Origin of the sequence: Streptomyces sp. NPDC005811, from assembly GCF_040630405.1 — a bacterium.
Lineage (GTDB): Bacteria > Actinomycetota > Actinomycetes > Streptomycetales > Streptomycetaceae > Streptomyces.
The window spans coordinates 82,887-99,826 of the sequence record NZ_JBEXXK010000039.1; the positions used below are offsets into that span (position 1 = coordinate 82,887).

Consider the following 16,940-nt stretch of genomic DNA (forward strand, 5'->3'; position numbering starts at 1 on the left):
TCGACTTGACGGACCCCGACCGGATTCATTGCCCGCAGCATCCCGCAATCAGCAGAATTACCGCCATGACAATCACCGACAACGAAACCGTCATCAAAAATTCGCCACTCTTCGAAATCAACGCCCGAATTCGCGTCGCCGCGAGCCCGGCGGAGATCTACTCCGTGGTCAGCGACCTGACCCGCAGCAAGGAGTGGAGCCCCGAGTGCATGGGGGGCGAATGGATCGAGGGCGAGCCCTCCGCGGCCGGCTCGGTCTTCCGCGGTGAGAACCTGCGCAGCGAGGACGTGGTCGGCTGGGCGCCGCTGGTGCGCGGCACCTGGTACACCGAGGCCCGTGTGGTGGCCGCCGAGCCCGGCCGGACCTTCCGCTGGATGATGCTCACCCACGCCCGTGAGGACCAGGAGTCGATCTGGGGCTTCGACGTCGAGGACGCGGGCGACGGCACCTCCTGGCTGGTCCACCACTTCCGGATGGGCAAGGCCACCGCCGGCATCCACAAGATCGTCGCCGATCTCGACGAGGACGCCCGCAAGCGGTTCGTCTCCGAATGGACGGCGAAGCTCGAGCAGGACCTGGACGACACCCTGGCCCGTATCAAGGCCGTCATCGAGAGCTGCGCGAGCTGAGGAATCGGCCGAGTAATCCGACACCTCCCTTCAGGAATCCGCAGCCATGGACGAGAGATCGGTCATATGTTTCTCCAGCGAATAGGCAGCAAAGGAATTCGGCTGGGCACGCTCTTCGACCGAGCGGCGGCCCGGCATCCGGCGAATCTCGTGATTCTGGACCACGACCTGGACATCGCACCCCATCTCGGCCGGCGCATGACGCTGACCGAACTGGCCGACCTGGTGGACGACTTCGCCTCCCGGCTGTGGTCCGTCAAGGTACGGCCCGGGGACCACGTCGTGGTGCACAAGAGCGACGGCTTCGACATCTCCCTGCTCGCCTGCGCCATCGCCCGCACCGGAGCCGTCCCGGTGCTGCTGTCGCCGAAACTGGACGGCGCGACGGTCGCTGAGCTGCTGCGCCGGGTGGGGCAGCCGTTCCTGCTCACCGACCGGGACAAGCTCGAACACCATCTGCCCGCCGAGGTCTTCGGCCTGTCCCGCAGGGTGCTGCTGACCTCCGGCGAGCACGAGGGAGCGACCTCGTTCGCCTCGCTGGCCGGCGTCGAGCGCGTCCCGGCGGTGGCCATGCCCATCGACCACCCCACGCTCATCACCCACACCTCCGGCACGACGGGCACCCCGAAGCTGGCCGTGCACACCGGCATGAGCTTCCAGGCCCGCTACCGGCCGCAGGCCACCGTCGTCCGCGCCGCCGTGCGCCGCAGCGAGCCCATCGCCGTTCATGTGTCGTTCGTGCACTCGCGGCTGTTCACGGCGATGCCCATCTCGATCCTGCAAGGCCATCCGCTGATCGTCCTGCGGGACGACGACCCGGAGACCGTGGGCAACCTGTTCAGCCAGGTGCCGCCCGGGTTCATCGAGGCCCACCCCAACACGTTCCTGCGCTGGGAGGTGCTGGCCGACGACCCGCGGGGGCCGCTGGCGAACGTGAAGTACTTCTCCAGCACCTTCGACGCCATCCACCCGCGCACCGTCAACACCCTGCTCAAGGCCTCCCGCCGCACGGGGCGCCGCTTCGCCCAGGCCTACGGGCAGAGCGAGGTCGGTCCGATCGCGGCCCGCACCTACTCCCTCGAGGACGGCGCCGACTTCAACGGCCGCTGCGTCGGCATGCCCTTCCCGGGCATGACCGGGGTGCGGGTGGTCAGCCGCAACGGGGCTCCGGTCAGCAAGGAGAACCCGGGGTTCATCGAGGTCAGGAGCGACGGCAGGATCGTCACCTACCTCGGCGAGCACCAGCGCTGGCAGAAGCAGGTCCACGACGGCTGGTGGCGGATGGGAGACCTCGGCTACCGCACCAGGTGGGGCTGTCTGCATCTGCTGGACCGCGAGGTCGACGAGATCCCCGGCGTGCAGTCCACCCTGGAGATCGAGGACAAGCTCTTCACCCGCCTGCCCGCGCTGGTCGAGGTCATCATCATCCCCGGTCCGGACGGCCGCGCGGTACCGGTCGTGTGCACCCGCGACGACGCCCCCCTGGACGAACTCGCCTGGAAAACAGCGGTCGTCGACCTGCCGGCCCTGGCCGACCCGGTCCAGTGGCGCATGGAGGACCTCCCCCAGACCGCCACCACCAAGATCAAGCGCCTGGAACTGGCCCGTCTCCTGGCCGCCGGCGAGTAACCGCCCTCCCGCGTTCGCAGACCCACCGGAGCCGGGGCCGCACCCGCACCCGCACCCGCCCACACACGGGAGCGGCCCCGCCCCCTGTGCATCCCCGTCCACGGCCCGGCGGCCGGCCCTCCTTCCCCCACCGCCGACGCCACCCTGCCCAGAAACGGAGTATCCGCATGAGCAGCACCCTCGAGGTCTGCGTCATTGGTGCCGGCCCTCGCGGGCTGTCGGTGCTGGAACGGCTGCTGGCCAACGAGCGCCACGCGCCCCGGCACAGCGCGGTGACGGTCCACGTCGTCGACCCCTCGGCACCCGGCGCCGGCACGGTGTGGCGCACCGGGCAGTCCCAGCATCTGCTGATGAACACCGTCGCCTCGCAGATCACCGTGTTCACCGACGACAGCGCCCGGATCGACGGCCCCATCGAGCCCGGACCCAGCCTCTACGAGTGGGCCCGGAGCCTGGCCCTGCTCGGCGACCCGGCCGAGTTCGGCACCGCCGTCCTCGACGAGGCCCGGCGCCTGGGCCCCGACTCCTACCCCACGCGCGCCTTCTACGGCCGCTATCTGCAGAACTGCTTCGAACGCATCGTCCGGTCCGCCCCCGCCCACGTCGAGGTCCGCACGCACCGCTCGCGCGCCGTCGCCGCCGCCGACACCCACGGCGTGCCCGGCGGCCCGCAGGGCATCCGCCTGGAGAACGGCACCCGGCTGAACGCGCTGGACGCCGTGATCATGGCCCAGGGCCACGTCCCGGCCCGGCTGTCCGCCCGCGAGGCCCGCACCGCGAGCCTGTCGCGCATCCACCACCTCACCTACGTCACCCCGGCCAACCCGGCCGACCTCGACCTGACCGGCATCCGCCCGGGGCAGAACGTCCTCGTACGCGGTCTCGGTCTCAACTTCTTCGACCACATGGCCCTGTTCACGCTGGGCCGCGGCGGCCGATTCGAACGCGCGCCGGGCGGCGGGCTGGTCTACCGCCCCTCGGGCCGGGAGCCGAAGCTGTACGCCTTCTCCCGGCGGGGCGTGCCGTACCACGCGCGCGGCGAGAACGAGAAGGGCGCCACCGGCCGCTACTTCCCCCGCCTGCTGACCGCCGAGTACATCGCGACGCTGCGCGAGCGCTCCGCCACCGGCGTCCCCGTCTCCTTCAGCACCGACCTGTGGCCGCTGATCTCGCGCGAGGTGGAGTCCGTCTACTACGGCGCCCTGCTCACCGAGCGCGGCGACGGGGAGCGCCGGGAGGAGTTGACCGAGCGGTTCCTCGCGCTGGAGCCGGACGCCGACCCGGCCGCCCTGCTCGACGTGTACGGCGTCCCGGCCGGGCAGCGCTGGGACTGGGAGCGTCTGTCCCGGCCTTACGGGCAGCGGGAGTTCGCCGACCGGGAGGAGTTCACCGGCTGGCTGCTCGGCCATCTGCGGCACGATGTGGAGGAGTCCCGCAAGGGCAACGTCAGCGGTCCGCTCAAGGCCGCCCTGGACGTTCTGCGCGATCTGCGCAACGAGATCCGGCTCGCGGTCGATCACGGCGGCCTGGACGGCAACTCGCACCGCGACGATCTGGAGGGCTGGTACACCCCGCTCAACGCGTTCCTGTCGATCGGTCCGCCGGCCTCCCGCATCGAGGAGATGATCGCCCTGATCGAGGCGGGCGTGCTGACGCCGACCGGCCCGGGCACCCAGGTCCGCATCGACACCACGGCCCAGGTGTACGTAGCGGCATCGACGGCCGTGCCGGGCGAGCCGGTGCGGGCGACGGCCCTCATCGAGGCCCGCCTGCCCGAGCCGGACCTGCGCCGCACCGACGACCCGCTGCTGCAGCACCTGCTCGACACCGACCAGGCGACGCCGTACCGGATCGCGGGTGCGGGTGGCACCAGCTACGAGACCGGCGGACTCGCCGTCACCGAGCGCCCGTACCGGCTGCTCGACGGCCGGGGCCGCGCCCACCCGCGGCGCTTCGCCTACGGCGTGCCCACGGAGTCGGTGCACTGGGTGACCGCGGCCGGCATCCGGCCCGGCGTGGACTCGGTGACCCTCGGCGACTCCGACGCGATCGCCCGCTCGGTGCTGGCGCTGCCGCCGGTGGCCCATGTGCCCGTCGGCGTGCGGCCGGTGGACGCCGAGGGCGAACTGCCCGGGGTGATCGTATGACCTCGCCGCCCGACGACCTCGCGGACGTCGGACTGCTGTCGCCGGTGCGGGCCGGCACCGCCGTCGAGGCGGCCACCGGCGACCGGGCGTGGCTGCAGGCCATGCTGGACGCCGAGGCCGCCCTGGCCCGGGCGCAGGCCTCGCTCGGCACGCTGCCCCGGGAGGCCGCCGAGACCATCACCCGGATGGCGCGGGCGGACCTCCTCGATGTACGGGCACTCGCGCTCGCCGCACGGGAGACCGCGAACCCGGTGGTCGGCCTCGTGAAGGCGTTCACCGGGGTGGTGGCCGGGCAGGACGCGCAAGCCGCCGAGTTCGTGCACCGGGGCTCCACCAGCCAGGACGTCCTGGACACCGGCACCATGCTGGTCGCCCACCGGGTGCTCGGAACCGTCCGGGCCGACCTGCGGCGCACCGCCGGGGCGCTGGCCGGTCTCGCCGCCCGGCACCGGGCCACCCCGGCCGTCGCCCGTACGCTCGCCCTGCACGCCGTCCCGACGACGTTCGGGCTGCGGGCGGCCGGCTGGCGGCAGCTGGTCCTGGACGCGGAGGCCCGGCTGGCCCGGGTCCACGAGGGCGGGCTGCCCGTCTCGCTCGGCGGGGCCGCCGGCACACTGGCCGGCTACCTGGAGTACGCGGTCGTCGGCGACGACGGCCGGCGGCCCGAACCCGGCGACTACCTGGACCGGCTGGTCGACGCGTACGCCGCCGAGACCGGCCTCGCCCGCCCCGTGCTGCCCTGGCACGCGCTGCGCACGCCGGTCGCCGACCTGGCGTCCGCGCTGGCCTTCACGGCCGGTGCGCTCGGCAAGATCGCCGTCGATGTGCAGTCGCTGGCCCGTACCGAGGTCGGCGAGGTCGCGGAGCCCGGCGGGGTCGGCCGGGGCAGCTCCTCCGCCATGCCGCACAAGCGCAACCCGGTCCTCGCCACGCTGATGCGCAGCGCGGCCCTGCAAGTGCCTGCGCTGGCCGGCGCGCTCGTCCAGTGCCTGGTCTCGGAGGACGAGCGGTCCGCCGGCGCCTGGCACGCGGAGTGGCAGCTGTTGCGCGAGTGCCTGCGGCTGGCCGGCGGGGCGGCCCACACCGCGGTGGAGCTGGCCGAGGGCCTTCAGGTCAGGCCCGAACGGATACGGGCCAACCTGGAGTCGACGGGCGGTGGGACGGTGTCGGAGCGCATCGCCGCGCAGCTCGCCCCGCTGCTCGGCAGGGCCGGGGCCAGGAGTCTGGCGACCGAGGCGGCGCGGACGGCGGCCGACACCGGCCGCCCGCTGGCCGAGGTACTGGACGACCTGCCGCACCTGCCGTCCGGACTCACCCCCGGCCTGGCCGAGTTGTGCGACCCGGCCGCCTACACCGGCGCCGCGGCCGCCCTGGTCGACCGCGCGCTGCGGCACTGAACCGGCGCACCCACGTCCCCGCGGTTACCCCGCCAGAAAGCCGAGGAGAAGAGGAGAAGATGACCAGCGCACGCACCGCGCGAGGGCGGTGGATCGAGAACTGGGACCCCGACGACGAGGACCTGTGGGAGCGGGGCGGCGGCCGGCGCGTCGCCCGGCGCAACCTGGTGCTGTCCGTGCTCTCCGAGCACGTCGGCTTCTCCGTGTGGAGCATGTGGTCGGTGCTGGTGCTGTTCATGTCGCCCAGGATCGGACTGGGCTTCGCCCCCGACGAGAAGTTCCTCATGGTGGTGGTGCCCACGCTGGTGGGCGCGCTGCTGAGGCTGCCGTACAGCTACGCGGTGACCCTGTTCGGGGGCCGCAACTGGACCGTGTTCGCCTCGCTGGTGCTGCTCGTCCCGGCCGCCGCGACGGTCTGGTTCGTGCAGCGGCCGGGCACCCCGCTGTGGGTGTTCCTGCTGATCGGCGCCACGGCCGGGGCGGGCGGCGGCAACTTCGCCTCCTCGATGACGAACATCACCGCCTTCTACCCGCAGCGGCACCAGGGGTGGGCCCTCGGGCTGAACGCGGGCGGCGGGAACCTGGGCGTCGCCGTGGTCCAGCTGCTCGGCCTGCTGGTGATCTCCACTGTCGGGGACACGCATCCGGCGTACGTCGCCGCGTTCTACCTGCCGCTGTCCGCGCTTGTGGCGGTGCTGGCCGCGCTGCGCATGGACAACGTGACGGTGCTGCGCACCGAGCGGGGCGCGCAGCGCGAGGCCGCCGCGAGTGCCCACACCTGGTTGATCTCGCTGCTGTACGTCGGCACCTTCGGCTCGTTCATCGGCTTCGGGTTCGCCTTCGGGCTCGTCCTGCAGAGCCAGTTCGGGTCCACGCCGCTCCAGGCCGCCTCGTTCACCTTCCTCGGGCCGCTGCTCGGCTCGGTGGCCCGCCCGCTCGGCGGCAGGATCGCCGACCGGTGCGGCGGGGCGCGGGTGACGCTGTGGGCGTTCGCCGGGATGGCGGCCGGGATCGGCGTGCTGCTGACGGCCACCCGCAACGACTCGTTCCCGTTGTTCCTGGCCGGGTTCATCTCGCTGTTCGTGATGAGCGGCATCGGCAACGGCTCGACGTACAAGATGATCCCGGCGATCTTCGCCCGGCAGGCGGAGGACGCCGTCACCTCCGGCCACGACGCGACCGCCGCCTTCGCCCGCTCCCGCCGGCTGTCCGGGGCCGTCATCGGCATCGCCGGCGCGATGGGCGCGCTGGGCGGTGTCGCCATCAACCTCGCCTTCCGCTCGGCCTACGGCCGGCTGGGAACCGGCGAGCCCGCGTTCTACGCCTTCCTCGCCTACTACGCGCTGTGCGCCGCGGTGATCCGGGCGGTGTACCTGCGGGGCGGGCGCAAGACGGCTCCCGGGTCCGCCGGCGAGCAGGTACGGACCTCCCGTGTCGGCTGAACGGGACAGCCCGGTGCGGGCCGTGTCCGCCGCACGGGGCGGCACGCGAGAGAGCACCACCCACTGCCCGTACTGCGCGCTGCAGTGTTCCACCGTGCTGTCGGGCGAGCGCACCGTGGTGGCCGTGCGGCCCTCGGCCGACTTCCCGGTCAACCGGGGCGGGCTGTGTCAGAAGGGGTGGACGGCACCCGCCGTGCTCGCCGCTCCCGACCGGCTGCTGACTCCCCTGGTGCGCGGGGCCGACGGCGAGCTCGAGCCGACCGGATGGGACGAGGCGCTCGACCTGGTGGCCGGGCGGCTGACCCGGATCCGGGAGGAGTACGGCGCCGACGCGGTCGCGGTGTTCGGCGGCGGTGGTCTGACCAACGAGAAGGCGTACACGCTCGGCAAGTTCGCGCGGGTGGCGCTGGGCACGAGCCAGATCGACTACAACGGCCGGTTCTGCATGTCCTCGGCGGCAGCGGCGGCCACGGCAGCCTTCGGGCTCGACCGCGGGCTGCCGTTCCCGGTCACCGATCTGGACGAGGCCGACGTGATCCTGCTGGCCGGGGCCAACCCGGCGGAGACGATGCCGCCGCTGATGCGGCACCTGGCGGGCGCGGAGCTGGTCGTCGTCGACCCGCGGCGCACCCGCACGGCCCAGCAGGCCGCGCTGCACCTGCAGCCGGTGCCCGGCACCGACCTCGCCCTGGCGCTGGGCCTGCTGCATCTGGCCGTCACCGAGGGCCTGGTCGACAAGGAGTACGTCGCCGAGCGCACCGGCGGTTTCGACACGGCGTGGGAGCACTGCGTGGCCTGGTGGCCGGAGCGGGTCGAGGAGGTCACCGGCGTCCCGGCGGCCGACCTGCGCGCGGCGGTCCGGATGCTCGGCGACGCCCGCCGCGCCTACGTCCTGACCGGCCGGGGCGCGGAGCAGCACAGCAAGGGGTCCGACACGGTCGCCGCGTTCATCAACCTGGCCCTCGCGCTCGGCCTGCCGGGCCGCGAGGGCAGCGGCTTCGGCACACTGACCGGGCAGGGCAACGGGCAGGGCGGCCGGGAGATGGGCCAGAAGGCCGACCAGCTGCCCGGCTACCGCTCCCTCACCGATCCGGCGGCCCGCGCGCACGTGGCGTCCGTGTGGGGCGTCGACGCGGACGCCCTGCCGGGGCCCGGCCGCAGCGCGTACGAGCTGCTGGACGCGCTCGGCCGCGACAAAGGCTCGCGGGCCCTGCTGGTCTTCGGCTCCAACCCGGTCGTCTCCGCACCCCGGGCCGCGCACATCACCGAACGCCTGGGCGCCCTCGACCTGCTGGTGGTCGCCGACTTCGTGCCGTCGGAGACCGTGGCCCTGGCCGACGTGGTGCTGCCGGTGGCCCAGTGGGCCGAGGAGGAGGGCACGCTGACCAGCCTGGAGGGCAGGGTGCTGCGCCGCCGCGCCCATCTGACCCCGCCGCTGGGTGTCCGCACCGACCTGGAGGTCCTGCACGCCCTGGCCACCCGTCTCGGCCAGCCCGCCGACCGCTTCTCCACCCGCCCTCGAGAGGTCTTCGACGAACTCCGGCGCGCCTCGGCCGGCGGCCCGGCCGACTACTCCGGCATCAGCTACGCACGGCTGGACGCGGGCGAGGCCCTGCACTGGCCGTGTCCGATGGAGGGCGGCCAAGGCGGTCAGGGCGAAAACGACCAGGACACCGCCGGCAGCCTCGGCAGCCATCACCCGGGAACTCCCCGCCCCTTCCTCGACCGGTTCGCACACCCCGACGGCCGGGCCCGGTTCGCGGCCGTGGAGCATCGGGCCGCCGCCGGGGAACCCGACGGCGCGTTCCCGCTGTACGGGACGACGGGGCGGATGCTGGCCCAGTACCAGTCGGGCGCGCAGACCCGCCGGGTGCCCGAGCTGGTCGCCGCCGCGCCGGAGGCGGTCGTCGAGGTGCATCCGGACACCGCCCTCCGACTGGGCCTTGCCGACGGCGGGTTCGCCGACGTCGGCTCGGTGTACGGCGCCGTCCGGGCGCGGGTGCGGCTGACCCGTACCGTGCGCACGGACACCGTGTTCGTGCCGTTCCACTTTCCGGGCGCCGCCCGCGCCAACCTGTTCACCGGCGATGCGCTCGACCCGCGCAGCCGTATGCCGGAGTTCAAGGTGACCGCGGTGCGTGTCACCCCGACGGGTGAGGGACCGTGAGCGGCGTCGTCGTCGCGGGCGGCGGTCCCGCGGCGCACCGGCTGGCCGCCCGGCTGCGGCAGTTCGGGTACGCGGGCGAGGTGACGGTGGTCGGCGCCGAGCCTCGGCCCGCCTACAACCGCGCCCTGCTCGGCTCGGTCCTCGACGGCCGGCTCGACTCCGGGCGGCTGTCGCTTCCCGCGCTGCCCCCGGACGTGGCGCAGCTGACCGGCGTACGGATGCGGGCCGTCGACCGGGTCCGCCGCACGGTGCGGCTGAGCGACGGCCGCACACTGCCGTACGACGTCCTGGTGCTGGCCACCGGCGCCCGGCCCCGCGTGCCGAGGGTGCCGGGCCTGGTCTCCGCGCCCGGACGGCTCGCCGAGGGCGTGCGCGCGGTGCGCACCGCGACCGACTGCCGTCCGCTGTCCGAAGGGCCCGCCGTGGTCCTCGGCGGCGGTGTCCGCGGCGTCGAGTCGGCGCTGGCGCTGCGCCGGGCCGGGCACGAGGTGGCGCTCGTCCATCCCGCCGCGCGGCTGATGGGCGGTCAGCTGGACGCGCCCGCTGCCTCGGTGCTGGCCGACTGGCTCGCCGACCAGGGTGTCACGCTGCACCTCGGCCGCCGTGCCGACGGGTACACGCCCGGCAAGGTGGTCCTGGACGACGGCCAGGTCCTCGCGGCGGGCACGGTGCTGCTGTGCACGGGCACGAAACCGGAGACCCGGCCGGCCCGGGCGAGCGGTCTCGAAGTGCGCGAGGGGGTGGTCGTCGACACCCTGCTGTGCACGAGCGACCCGCACATCCACGCGATCGGCGACTGCGCCGAGCACGCGGGCACGCCCGGTGGGACGGTGCTCCAGGCGTGGGAACAGGCGGACGCGCTCGCCCGGATTCTCACCGGGCGAAGGACGCCGTACGCACCTGGGCGGCGCGTGCTCAGGCCGCACACACCGGGCAAGGACATTCTCGTCCTGCCGGCGGCCGGGCCGCGCCCGGAGCCGGACCCCGCCGCGAGCGTCTCCCTGCTGGACCGGGCGGGCGGCCGCTACGCCCGCCTCGTGCTGCGCGACGGACGGGTCCACGAGGGGATCGTCATCGGCTCGGCCTCGGCCGTGGCGGCCGTGAGCCGGCTGTACGTCCGTGACACGCCGGTGCCCTCCGATCTGCTGGCGCTGCTGACCGGCGGCGACGGCGAGTACGAGGGCGACGGGCAGCTGCCGGAGGAGGCTGTGGTGTGCCACTGCAACAACGTCACCCGGAAGGCCCTCACGGACGCCTGGCACTCCGGCGCGCAAGGCCCGTCGGCACTGGCCGGGGCGACCCGGGCGACCACCGGGTGCGGCAGCTGCACCTCCGTGGTCCGCGACCTGTGCGCGACGCTGGCGGCCGCCGAAGCTCCTGAAGGGGGAACCCCGTGACGACGCGCAACCTGGTCGTGGCAGGCCACGGCATGGCGGGCCACCGCCTGGTCGAGGAGGTGCTCGGGCAGGACCGGCACGGCGAGTGGCACGTCGTCGTGCTCGCCGAGGAACCTCGGCCCGCGTACGACCGGGTGGCGCTGTCCTCCCTGGTGGACGGCGCCACCCCCGACGACCTCGCGCTGGCCGGCCCCGGCCTCCTCGGCGACCCGCGTCTCGATCTGCGCCTGCGCACCACGGTGACCGGGGTCGACCGCGGCGCGAGAACGGTGACCTGCTCTGACGGCAGCGTGGTCGGCTACGGCGCGCTGGTGCTGGCCACCGGGTCGCGGCCGTTCGTGCCGCCCGTGCCCGGACATGACCTGCCGGGGTGCTTCGTGTACCGGACGGTGGAGGACATCGAGGCGATCCGGGCGGCGGCCGTCCCGGGCCGTGCGGCGGTGGTGGTCGGAGGCGGACTGCTGGGCCTGGAAGCGGCCAACGCCCTCCTGCTTCTGGGCATGCGCCCCCATGTGGTCGAGACGGCCCCGTGGCCGATGGCGCAGCAGATCGACGAGGGCGGCGGCCGGGTGCTGGCCGAGGCGATCGGTGGGCTCGGCGTGCGGCTGCACTGTTCGGCCATGCTGCGCGCGGTCGGGGCGGGGGCGGACGGCCGCGCGGAGCGGGTCGAGCTGGCCGACGGGACGTCACTGGACGCCGGGCTCGTCGTCTTCGCCGCGGGGGTCCGCCCGCGCGACGAACTCGCCGCCGTACTCGGGCTCGAACGCGGTGAGCGGGGCGGCTTCCTGGTGGACGAGTGGTGCCGGACCGCGGACGAGCGGATCTGGGCGGTCGGCGAGTGCGCGGCGGTCGCGGGACGCTGCCACGGGCTGGCGGCGCCCGGCTTCCGGATGGCCGAGACCGTGGCCCGGCAACTGCTCGGCGCCCCGGCCGAAGCCTTCGCCGGAGCGGACACCTCCGCGAAGCTCAAGGTCCTCGGCATCGAGGTGGCCGGATTCGGCGACGCCCACGCCCGCACCCGGGGCGCGATCGAATACATCCGGGACGACCCCCGCACCGGCACCTACGCCAAGCTGGTGCTCGCCTCCGACGCCCGCACCCTCCTGGGCGGCGTCCTGGCGGGCAGCACGCACGCGTACCCTGTGCTCCGCACACTGACGGGGCGCCGGCTGCCTGCGGCTCCCGAGGAGCTGCTGAACGGCACGCCCGGTAGCCGTTAGCGGGCTCGGCGGGCTCGCACACGCGCCGAGACCCTGCCGGGCATCCGGGTGCGGAGGAGACCGGATGCCCGGCAGGGTCTTTTCTCGCGGGCCCGCGACGAGGGGTGTGCGCGGGGCCGCGGTTCGGAGTGGTCCGGTGGCGTCCCGGGCGGCACCAGGGGTGGGGTGCGGCGCCCGGGCGGCCCGTGGAGATGCCCTGGCCCAGGGGTGGCGGGTGCGGCGTCGCTGCGGGGTTGTCCCGGGGAGTACCTGGTCGGTACGGGTCCTCAGTTGTCGTAGGGACGGCGGGCCTTGGCCTCCTTCGTGGCCAGCGCCCACCAGCTCAGCTTGTCCCACAGGACCTTGGCGGCGGCCTCCGCGTCGGCGGGCTCGGTCAGGTTGCCCTCGGCGTCGAACTGCGACCAGGGGCCGTGGAAGCTGACGGCGTCGCGGACCGGGACGGCGTGCAGCTCGGTGAAGATGTGCTTCAGCTGCTGGACGGCGCGCAGACCGCCGGCGAGGCCGCCGTAACCGACGAAGCCGACCGGCTTGGCGTGCCACTCGTGCTGCGTCCAGTCCACGGCGGCCTTCAGGGACGCCGGGAAGCTGTGGTTGTACTCCGGCGTCACCACCACGAAGCCGTCGGCCTCGGCCAGCCGCGCCGAGAACCTGGCGAGCAGCTCGGCGACGTCGGGCTCCGGCTGGTCGCTCAGCCCGGTGGGCAGCGGGTAGTCCGCCAGGTCGACCAGGTCGACCTCGATGTCGTCGCGCTGGTCGGCGGTGCCGGCGAACCAGTTCGCGATGGTCGGGCCGAAGCGGCCCCTGCGTACGCTCGACAGGATCACAGCCACGCGGATGCGGTCACTCGACATGTCAGCCCTTTCACTGCGGTCTTCCTCGGCCTTCCACCAGGAAACCAAACCCGCACGCCGGTTTCCAAGTCGTATCGGATTCTTCGATACGACGACATGCCGCTGCCGGGTCCGCCAGGACGGGCGGACCCGGCAGGAGGCGGGCGGGTCAGTCGATGCTCTGCAGGATGTGCGGCTCGGCGAGGTCCTCCTCGTAGCCGGCCAGGCGGATCGGGGCGGATCTCGCCCAGACTTCCAGGAAGCCCGGGTCCGGGGGTTGCGGGCCGTGCCCGCCGCCCCGCACCGTCCCCTCGGCTGTCCGTTGATGCGCTGTCACGGGTGCTCTCCCTTCGCTCGGCCGGCCGCCGTGCCGGACCGTTCAGCCGACGTGGGCCCCGGTCGGCTCCGCGGCCGTGTTCTCCGTTTCCTCGCCGGTCTCCCCCGGCGTGAGGGTCTCGGCCAGCTGCCGGGCCAGCTCCAGCCGCCGGATCTTCGCGGTGGCCGTGCGCGGCAGCTCGGACAGCCGGCGCCGAACCGGCGCGCACAGGGCGGGCCAGTCGGCGACGGCGGCCTGCCAGCGCTCCATGTCGAGCGGCTCGTCCCCGCGCGTGCACACCACCGGCACCGGCCGCTTGTCGGGGCCGGGCACGACAACCAGTTCGGTCAGCTCGTCCAGCTTGCGCAGGACGGCGTCCTCGATCTCCAGCGTGGACTCGATGCCCGGGATGACGTCGACCTCCCGGTCGAGCAGGTGCAGGCAGCCCCATTTGGTGCGGTATCCGACGTCACCGCCGCGCCACCACTCGCCGACGACCTGCTTGTCGAAGCGCTCCTGCTCGCCGTAGTACGTCAGCGCACGGCCCGCCGTGGCGACGTCGATGTAGCCCGGGGTCTCCTTGGACGGCTTGGCACCGTTGCGGGACACCAGCCGGTACTTCGTCATGCCGGGCGTCGGGTAGCCCTGACAGCGGCCGTCGGCCTTCAGGGCGTTGCGGCGCCGGTAGGTGCGCGCGGCCAGCGGGCCGCACTCGCTCTGGCCGTACACCTGGAGGAAGACCGGGGCACGGCGGTCCGAGGCGTGCAGGAACTTGTGCATCGTGCTCGGGTGGATCGCGTCGAACGTGCTGTTGAAGTACTTGACGTTGGAGATGGGCCGGCGCGGGTCGTCCAGCATCGCCTCCCACTCCAGGAACGAGTTGGGGTGCGTCTCCAGGACGCCCGGACGGTGGCGGACCAGCATGTCGGCGACGTGCGCCGGATCGCCGTCGTTCAGGAACACCATCGGCATGCCGCGCATCTGCAGCACGGCAAGGCCCAGGTACATCCGCGAGTGCACGTACGACACGTGCATGGCGGCCGTCTCCCGCTTGCGGATGAGGGAGACCACCCTGTCCTGCCAGTTGCCCCGGGCGCCCAGCGAACGCGCCGAGTGCACCACCAACTTGGGGACTCCCGTGGTTCCGGAGGTGTGCGTCATCAGGGCGGGCTGGTCGGGGGCGAGCAGCACGGGGCGGCGCTCCGGCGCGCCCGCGAGGTCCGCCAGGCGCACAGCGTCCGGGTGGGAGCCGGCCACGGTGACGACCCGCGCGGTCAGCCCGGTGAGCGGCAGGCCGGCCAGCGAACCGGTCAGCTTGGCCTCGTCGGTGAGCAGGGTGGGGCGCTCCAGCCGCTCGAGGAGCTTGCCGACGGTCTCGCCGTCCAGGTGCGGGGAGAGCATCGCCGGCACCGCGCCGATCCGGGCCGCGGCGCAGGCCAGCACGGTGATGTCGAAGCTGGACGTCTTGTGCACGGCGACGTGTTCGCTGGGGCGCACCCCCGCGGCCCAGAGCCGGTTGGCGGTCTCGGCCACATGGCCGGCGAACTCCGCCACCGTCAGCTTCCGGCCCGCCTCGGGGAAGGCGTCCATGTCGTGGTCGAGCGTGATCGGGGTGTCGCCGAACTTCTCGGCCGCACGCTCGGAGACGACCCCGAGGTAGAGGAACTTCTTGCTCTTCGGCACCTTGAACATCAGGACTCTTCCTCCGAGAACCGACACACGAAAAGGGGAATTACCATTCATAAACTCCCACGCAATCCCGCCCCCGGAAAGAAAAGGCCGGTCAATACGTCATCTCACGGCGCGGAAAAACGAAATCGGCCGGGTCGCGCGGCAGCGCGGCCCGGCCCTTTCATGGAAGGCTTCAGACAGCCTTCAGCCCCTGCTTGAGCGCCTCGGCCACCCGGAGGGTGCGGACGGTCTGGTAGCCGACGGCGGCGAGGTTGTCGTCGGTGACGTTCTGCGCGAGATGGCCCGGGATCGCCTGCAGGCCCGAGGTCGCGCTGACGCCGTACGGGTTGCCGTTGCTCGGCGTGAGCAGGATGTCGTCGGTGACGCCGGGCGGCACGATGACGGCACCCCAGTGGTAGAAGACGTTGCTCAGGGACAGGAGCGTGGACTCCTGACCGCCGTGCGGGGTACCCGTCGAGGTGAACGCGGACATCGCCTTGTTCATCAGGCCGCGCCGCGCGTGCAGTTCGAAGGTCTGGTCGATGAAGTGCTTGAGCGGGCCGGCCAGCAGGCCGTAGCGGCCCGGCGTGCCCCAGACGACCGCGTCCGCCCAGTCGAGGTCGTCGATGGCCGCGACCTCGACCTCGTGGGCGGCGGCCCGGTGTTCGTCGCTGGCCGCGGTCCATTCCGTGTAATTGGGCGCGAGAGGTTCGTCGGTGATTTCCGCGACCCGGCGCAGCCGCACCTCTGCACCGGCCTTCTCCGCCGCCTCAGCGGCGGCCACAGCCAGCTTGTGGATGTTTCCGGTGGCCGAGTAGTAAACGATGGCGACATTGGTCATGGCCGTGCTGCTCCCTCAATTGGGTCGTGTGCTCACGCCGTTTCCGGCGGCTGGGTGCGTCTTCATGGTCGCGCGGCACGCACCGGGCGGCCAACGCGGAGGATTAGTCCGTCAGGTCGGCGGCCACCTCCACTCCCGGCGGGTTGTCGATGATGTAGCGCCACAGGCCGTCGGCGCCCCGGCGGGCGACGTCGGTGGCGGTGCCCTCGATGTGTACGTGCTCGCCGTCGGGCCTGGTGCCGTCGATGACGAAGTCGCCGATCAGCAGGGCGGTGTCGTCGTAGACGTACGTGTGGCGCAGGCTTATCCCGATCGGGACGCCGAGGGCGAGGAAGTTGCTGGTCGCCCGGCGGCGGTCGTCGCCGGTGACCACCACGCCGGGCGTCAGTACCCGCACGGCCCGCGGTTCGAAGAGCCGGTCGATGGCGCCCAGGTCCTTGGCGTTGAAGGCCTCGACGAACGTCGAGGGGAGCAGGGCGGGGTCGCTGACTGCCATGATGTGTCCTCCTGTTCCTGTCGTCCGGCCGGGTCAGCAGGCGGCCGGGACGTCCGCGACGGCCTTGAGGGCGGCGGCGACCTGGATGGTGCGGCGGGTCTGGTAGGCGACGGCGCCGACGTTCTCCTCGTGGATGAAGCCGGCGCGGCTGCCGGCCACGGTGCTGGCGCCGTACGGGTTGCCGTTGTTCTTCTCGTACAGCACCTTCTCGGCCGAGCCGGTGGCCACGATGACCGAGCCCCAGTGGCAGATCGCGTTGTGCAGCGCGAGGATGGTCGTCACCTGGCCGCCGTGCTCGGCGGAGCCGGAGGCGAAGGCGGAGACGGCCTTGTTCAGGAGCCGGCCCTGGATCGACAGCGGCGAGGTCGTGTTGATGAACTGCATCAACGGCGGGGCGGCCAGCCCGAAGTGGACGGGTGAGCCGAGCAGCACGGCGTCCGCCCAGTCCAGGTCGTCCAGGGTCGCCTCGGGTATGTCCGCCACACTGGCGGCGTGCTCGGTGGAGCCGGGCCGCCCGGTGGTGGCGAGTTCGGGCACCCGGCGCAGCCGCACCTCGGCGCCCTCCGCGACCGCGGCGTCCGCGGCGGCCCGGGCGAGCTGGTGGGTGGAGCCGGTGGACGAGTAGTAGATGACGGCGACATTGGTCATGGTCGGGTGCTCCCTGGGCGTACGGGTGATGAGGACAGGGCGGTGGAGCGGGCGGCGCTGTCCGCATCGTGGGGCGCCGGGCCCGGATGCGGCAACGAAGCGCCGGGGAG

The 16,940-nt window shown here is 73.1% G+C and carries 14 protein-coding genes; 8 read left to right on the plus strand and 6 right to left on the minus strand.

Annotated features, from left to right (window positions below; translation table 11 throughout):
* Positions 1-65: 65 nt before the first annotated feature.
* The 8 genes from ABZ490_RS34380 (at position 66) to ABZ490_RS34415 (ending at position 12,028) form a co-directional block, all read left to right on the plus strand.
* Positions 66-629 carry an SRPBCC family protein gene (locus ABZ490_RS34380; RefSeq protein ID WP_358999112.1) on the plus strand — a complete coding sequence of 188 codons (564 nt, stop codon included), beginning with the start codon at positions 66-68 and terminating at the stop codon, positions 627-629.
* A gap of 66 nt (positions 630-695) precedes the next feature.
* Entirely contained in the window at positions 696-2,258 is a 1,563-nt protein-coding gene (locus ABZ490_RS34385) for a class I adenylate-forming enzyme family protein (RefSeq protein WP_358999115.1), read from the plus strand.
* A gap of 167 nt (positions 2,259-2,425) precedes the next feature.
* A complete protein-coding gene (locus ABZ490_RS34390) occupies positions 2,426-4,405 on the plus strand; it encodes an FAD/NAD(P)-binding protein (protein ID WP_358999118.1) in 1,980 nt (659 codons plus the stop codon).
* Positions 4,402-5,802 (plus strand): 3-carboxy-cis,cis-muconate cycloisomerase, encoded by a 1,401-nt coding sequence (gene pcaB / locus ABZ490_RS34395; protein ID WP_358999121.1) that lies wholly within the window; start codon positions 4,402-4,404, stop codon positions 5,800-5,802. The genes ABZ490_RS34390 and pcaB overlap by 4 nt, the downstream gene beginning before the upstream one ends.
* A gap of 59 nt (positions 5,803-5,861) precedes the next feature.
* Positions 5,862-7,244: a nitrate/nitrite transporter gene (locus ABZ490_RS34400; RefSeq protein ID WP_358999124.1), complete on the plus strand. Its 1,383-nt coding sequence runs from the start codon at positions 5,862-5,864 to the stop codon at positions 7,242-7,244.
* Positions 7,245-7,266: 22 nt separating this feature from the next.
* Positions 7,267-9,411, plus strand: coding sequence for a molybdopterin oxidoreductase family protein (locus tag ABZ490_RS34405; protein WP_358999197.1), 2,145 nt, complete (start codon positions 7,267-7,269; stop codon positions 9,409-9,411).
* The gene (locus ABZ490_RS34410) at positions 9,408-10,808 is read left to right on the plus strand and encodes an FAD-dependent oxidoreductase (RefSeq protein ID WP_358999128.1); all 1,401 of its coding nucleotides are present in this window, start codon (positions 9,408-9,410) and stop codon (positions 10,806-10,808) included. The genes ABZ490_RS34405 and ABZ490_RS34410 overlap by 4 nt, the downstream gene beginning before the upstream one ends.
* On the plus strand, positions 10,805-12,028 hold the full coding sequence (locus tag ABZ490_RS34415; RefSeq protein WP_358999131.1) for an FAD-dependent oxidoreductase: 1,224 nt from the start codon (positions 10,805-10,807) through the stop codon (positions 12,026-12,028). The genes ABZ490_RS34410 and ABZ490_RS34415 overlap by 4 nt, the downstream gene beginning before the upstream one ends.
* Positions 12,029-12,294: 266 nt before the next feature.
* Here ABZ490_RS34415 and ABZ490_RS34420 read toward each other — a convergent pair whose 3' ends face one another.
* The 6 genes from ABZ490_RS34420 to ABZ490_RS34445 form a co-directional block, all read right to left on the minus strand.
* Positions 12,295-12,879, minus strand: a complete 585-nt coding sequence (locus tag ABZ490_RS34420; protein ID WP_358999133.1) for an NAD(P)H-dependent oxidoreductase — start codon at positions 12,877-12,879, stop codon at positions 12,295-12,297.
* Positions 12,880-13,027: 148 nt separating this feature from the next.
* A complete protein-coding gene (locus ABZ490_RS34425; protein WP_358999200.1) occupies positions 13,028-13,195 on the minus strand; it encodes a hypothetical protein in 168 nt (55 codons plus the stop codon).
* A gap of 42 nt (positions 13,196-13,237) precedes the next feature.
* The gene (locus tag ABZ490_RS34430; RefSeq protein WP_358999136.1) at positions 13,238-14,866 is read right to left on the minus strand and encodes an AMP-binding protein; all 1,629 of its coding nucleotides are present in this window, start codon (positions 14,864-14,866) and stop codon (positions 13,238-13,240) included.
* Positions 14,867-15,038: 172 nt separating this feature from the next.
* Positions 15,039-15,686, minus strand: coding sequence for an NAD(P)H-dependent oxidoreductase (locus ABZ490_RS34435; protein WP_358999139.1), 648 nt, complete (start codon positions 15,684-15,686; stop codon positions 15,039-15,041).
* A 103-nt stretch (positions 15,687-15,789) separates the two neighbouring features.
* Positions 15,790-16,182, minus strand: coding sequence for a DUF4440 domain-containing protein (locus ABZ490_RS34440; RefSeq protein ID WP_358999142.1), 393 nt, complete (start codon positions 16,180-16,182; stop codon positions 15,790-15,792).
* 33 nt (positions 16,183-16,215) lie between these two features.
* Positions 16,216-16,830, minus strand: coding sequence for an NAD(P)H-dependent oxidoreductase (locus ABZ490_RS34445; protein ID WP_358999145.1), 615 nt, complete (start codon positions 16,828-16,830; stop codon positions 16,216-16,218).
* Positions 16,831-16,940 lie beyond the last annotated feature (110 nt).

What these genes read in the sequence shown, in the direction of transcription:
- ABZ490_RS34430 (WP_358999136.1), bottom strand. Translation starts at nt 14,866, where the DNA reads ATGTTCAAGGTGCCGAAGAGCAAGAAGTTCCTCTACCTCGGGGTCGTC.
- ABZ490_RS34420 (WP_358999133.1), bottom strand. Translation starts at nt 12,879, where the DNA reads ATGTCGAGTGACCGCATCCGCGTGGCTGTGATCCTGTCGAGCGTACGC.
- ABZ490_RS34400 (WP_358999124.1), top strand. Translation starts at nt 5,862, where the DNA reads ATGACCAGCGCACGCACCGCGCGAGGGCGGTGGATCGAGAACTGGGAC.
- ABZ490_RS34390 (WP_358999118.1), top strand. Translation starts at nt 2,426, where the DNA reads ATGAGCAGCACCCTCGAGGTCTGCGTCATTGGTGCCGGCCCTCGCGGG.
- ABZ490_RS34385 (WP_358999115.1), top strand. Translation starts at nt 696, where the DNA reads ATGTTTCTCCAGCGAATAGGCAGCAAAGGAATTCGGCTGGGCACGCTC.
- ABZ490_RS34445 (WP_358999145.1), bottom strand. Translation starts at nt 16,830, where the DNA reads ATGACCAATGTCGCCGTCATCTACTACTCGTCCACCGGCTCCACCCAC.
- ABZ490_RS34435 (WP_358999139.1), bottom strand. Translation starts at nt 15,686, where the DNA reads ATGACCAATGTCGCCATCGTTTACTACTCGGCCACCGGAAACATCCAC.
- ABZ490_RS34380 (WP_358999112.1), top strand. Translation starts at nt 66, where the DNA reads ATGACAATCACCGACAACGAAACCGTCATCAAAAATTCGCCACTCTTC.
- ABZ490_RS34440 (WP_358999142.1), bottom strand. Translation starts at nt 16,182, where the DNA reads ATGGCAGTCAGCGACCCCGCCCTGCTCCCCTCGACGTTCGTCGAGGCC.
- pcaB (WP_358999121.1), top strand. Translation starts at nt 4,402, where the DNA reads ATGACCTCGCCGCCCGACGACCTCGCGGACGTCGGACTGCTGTCGCCG.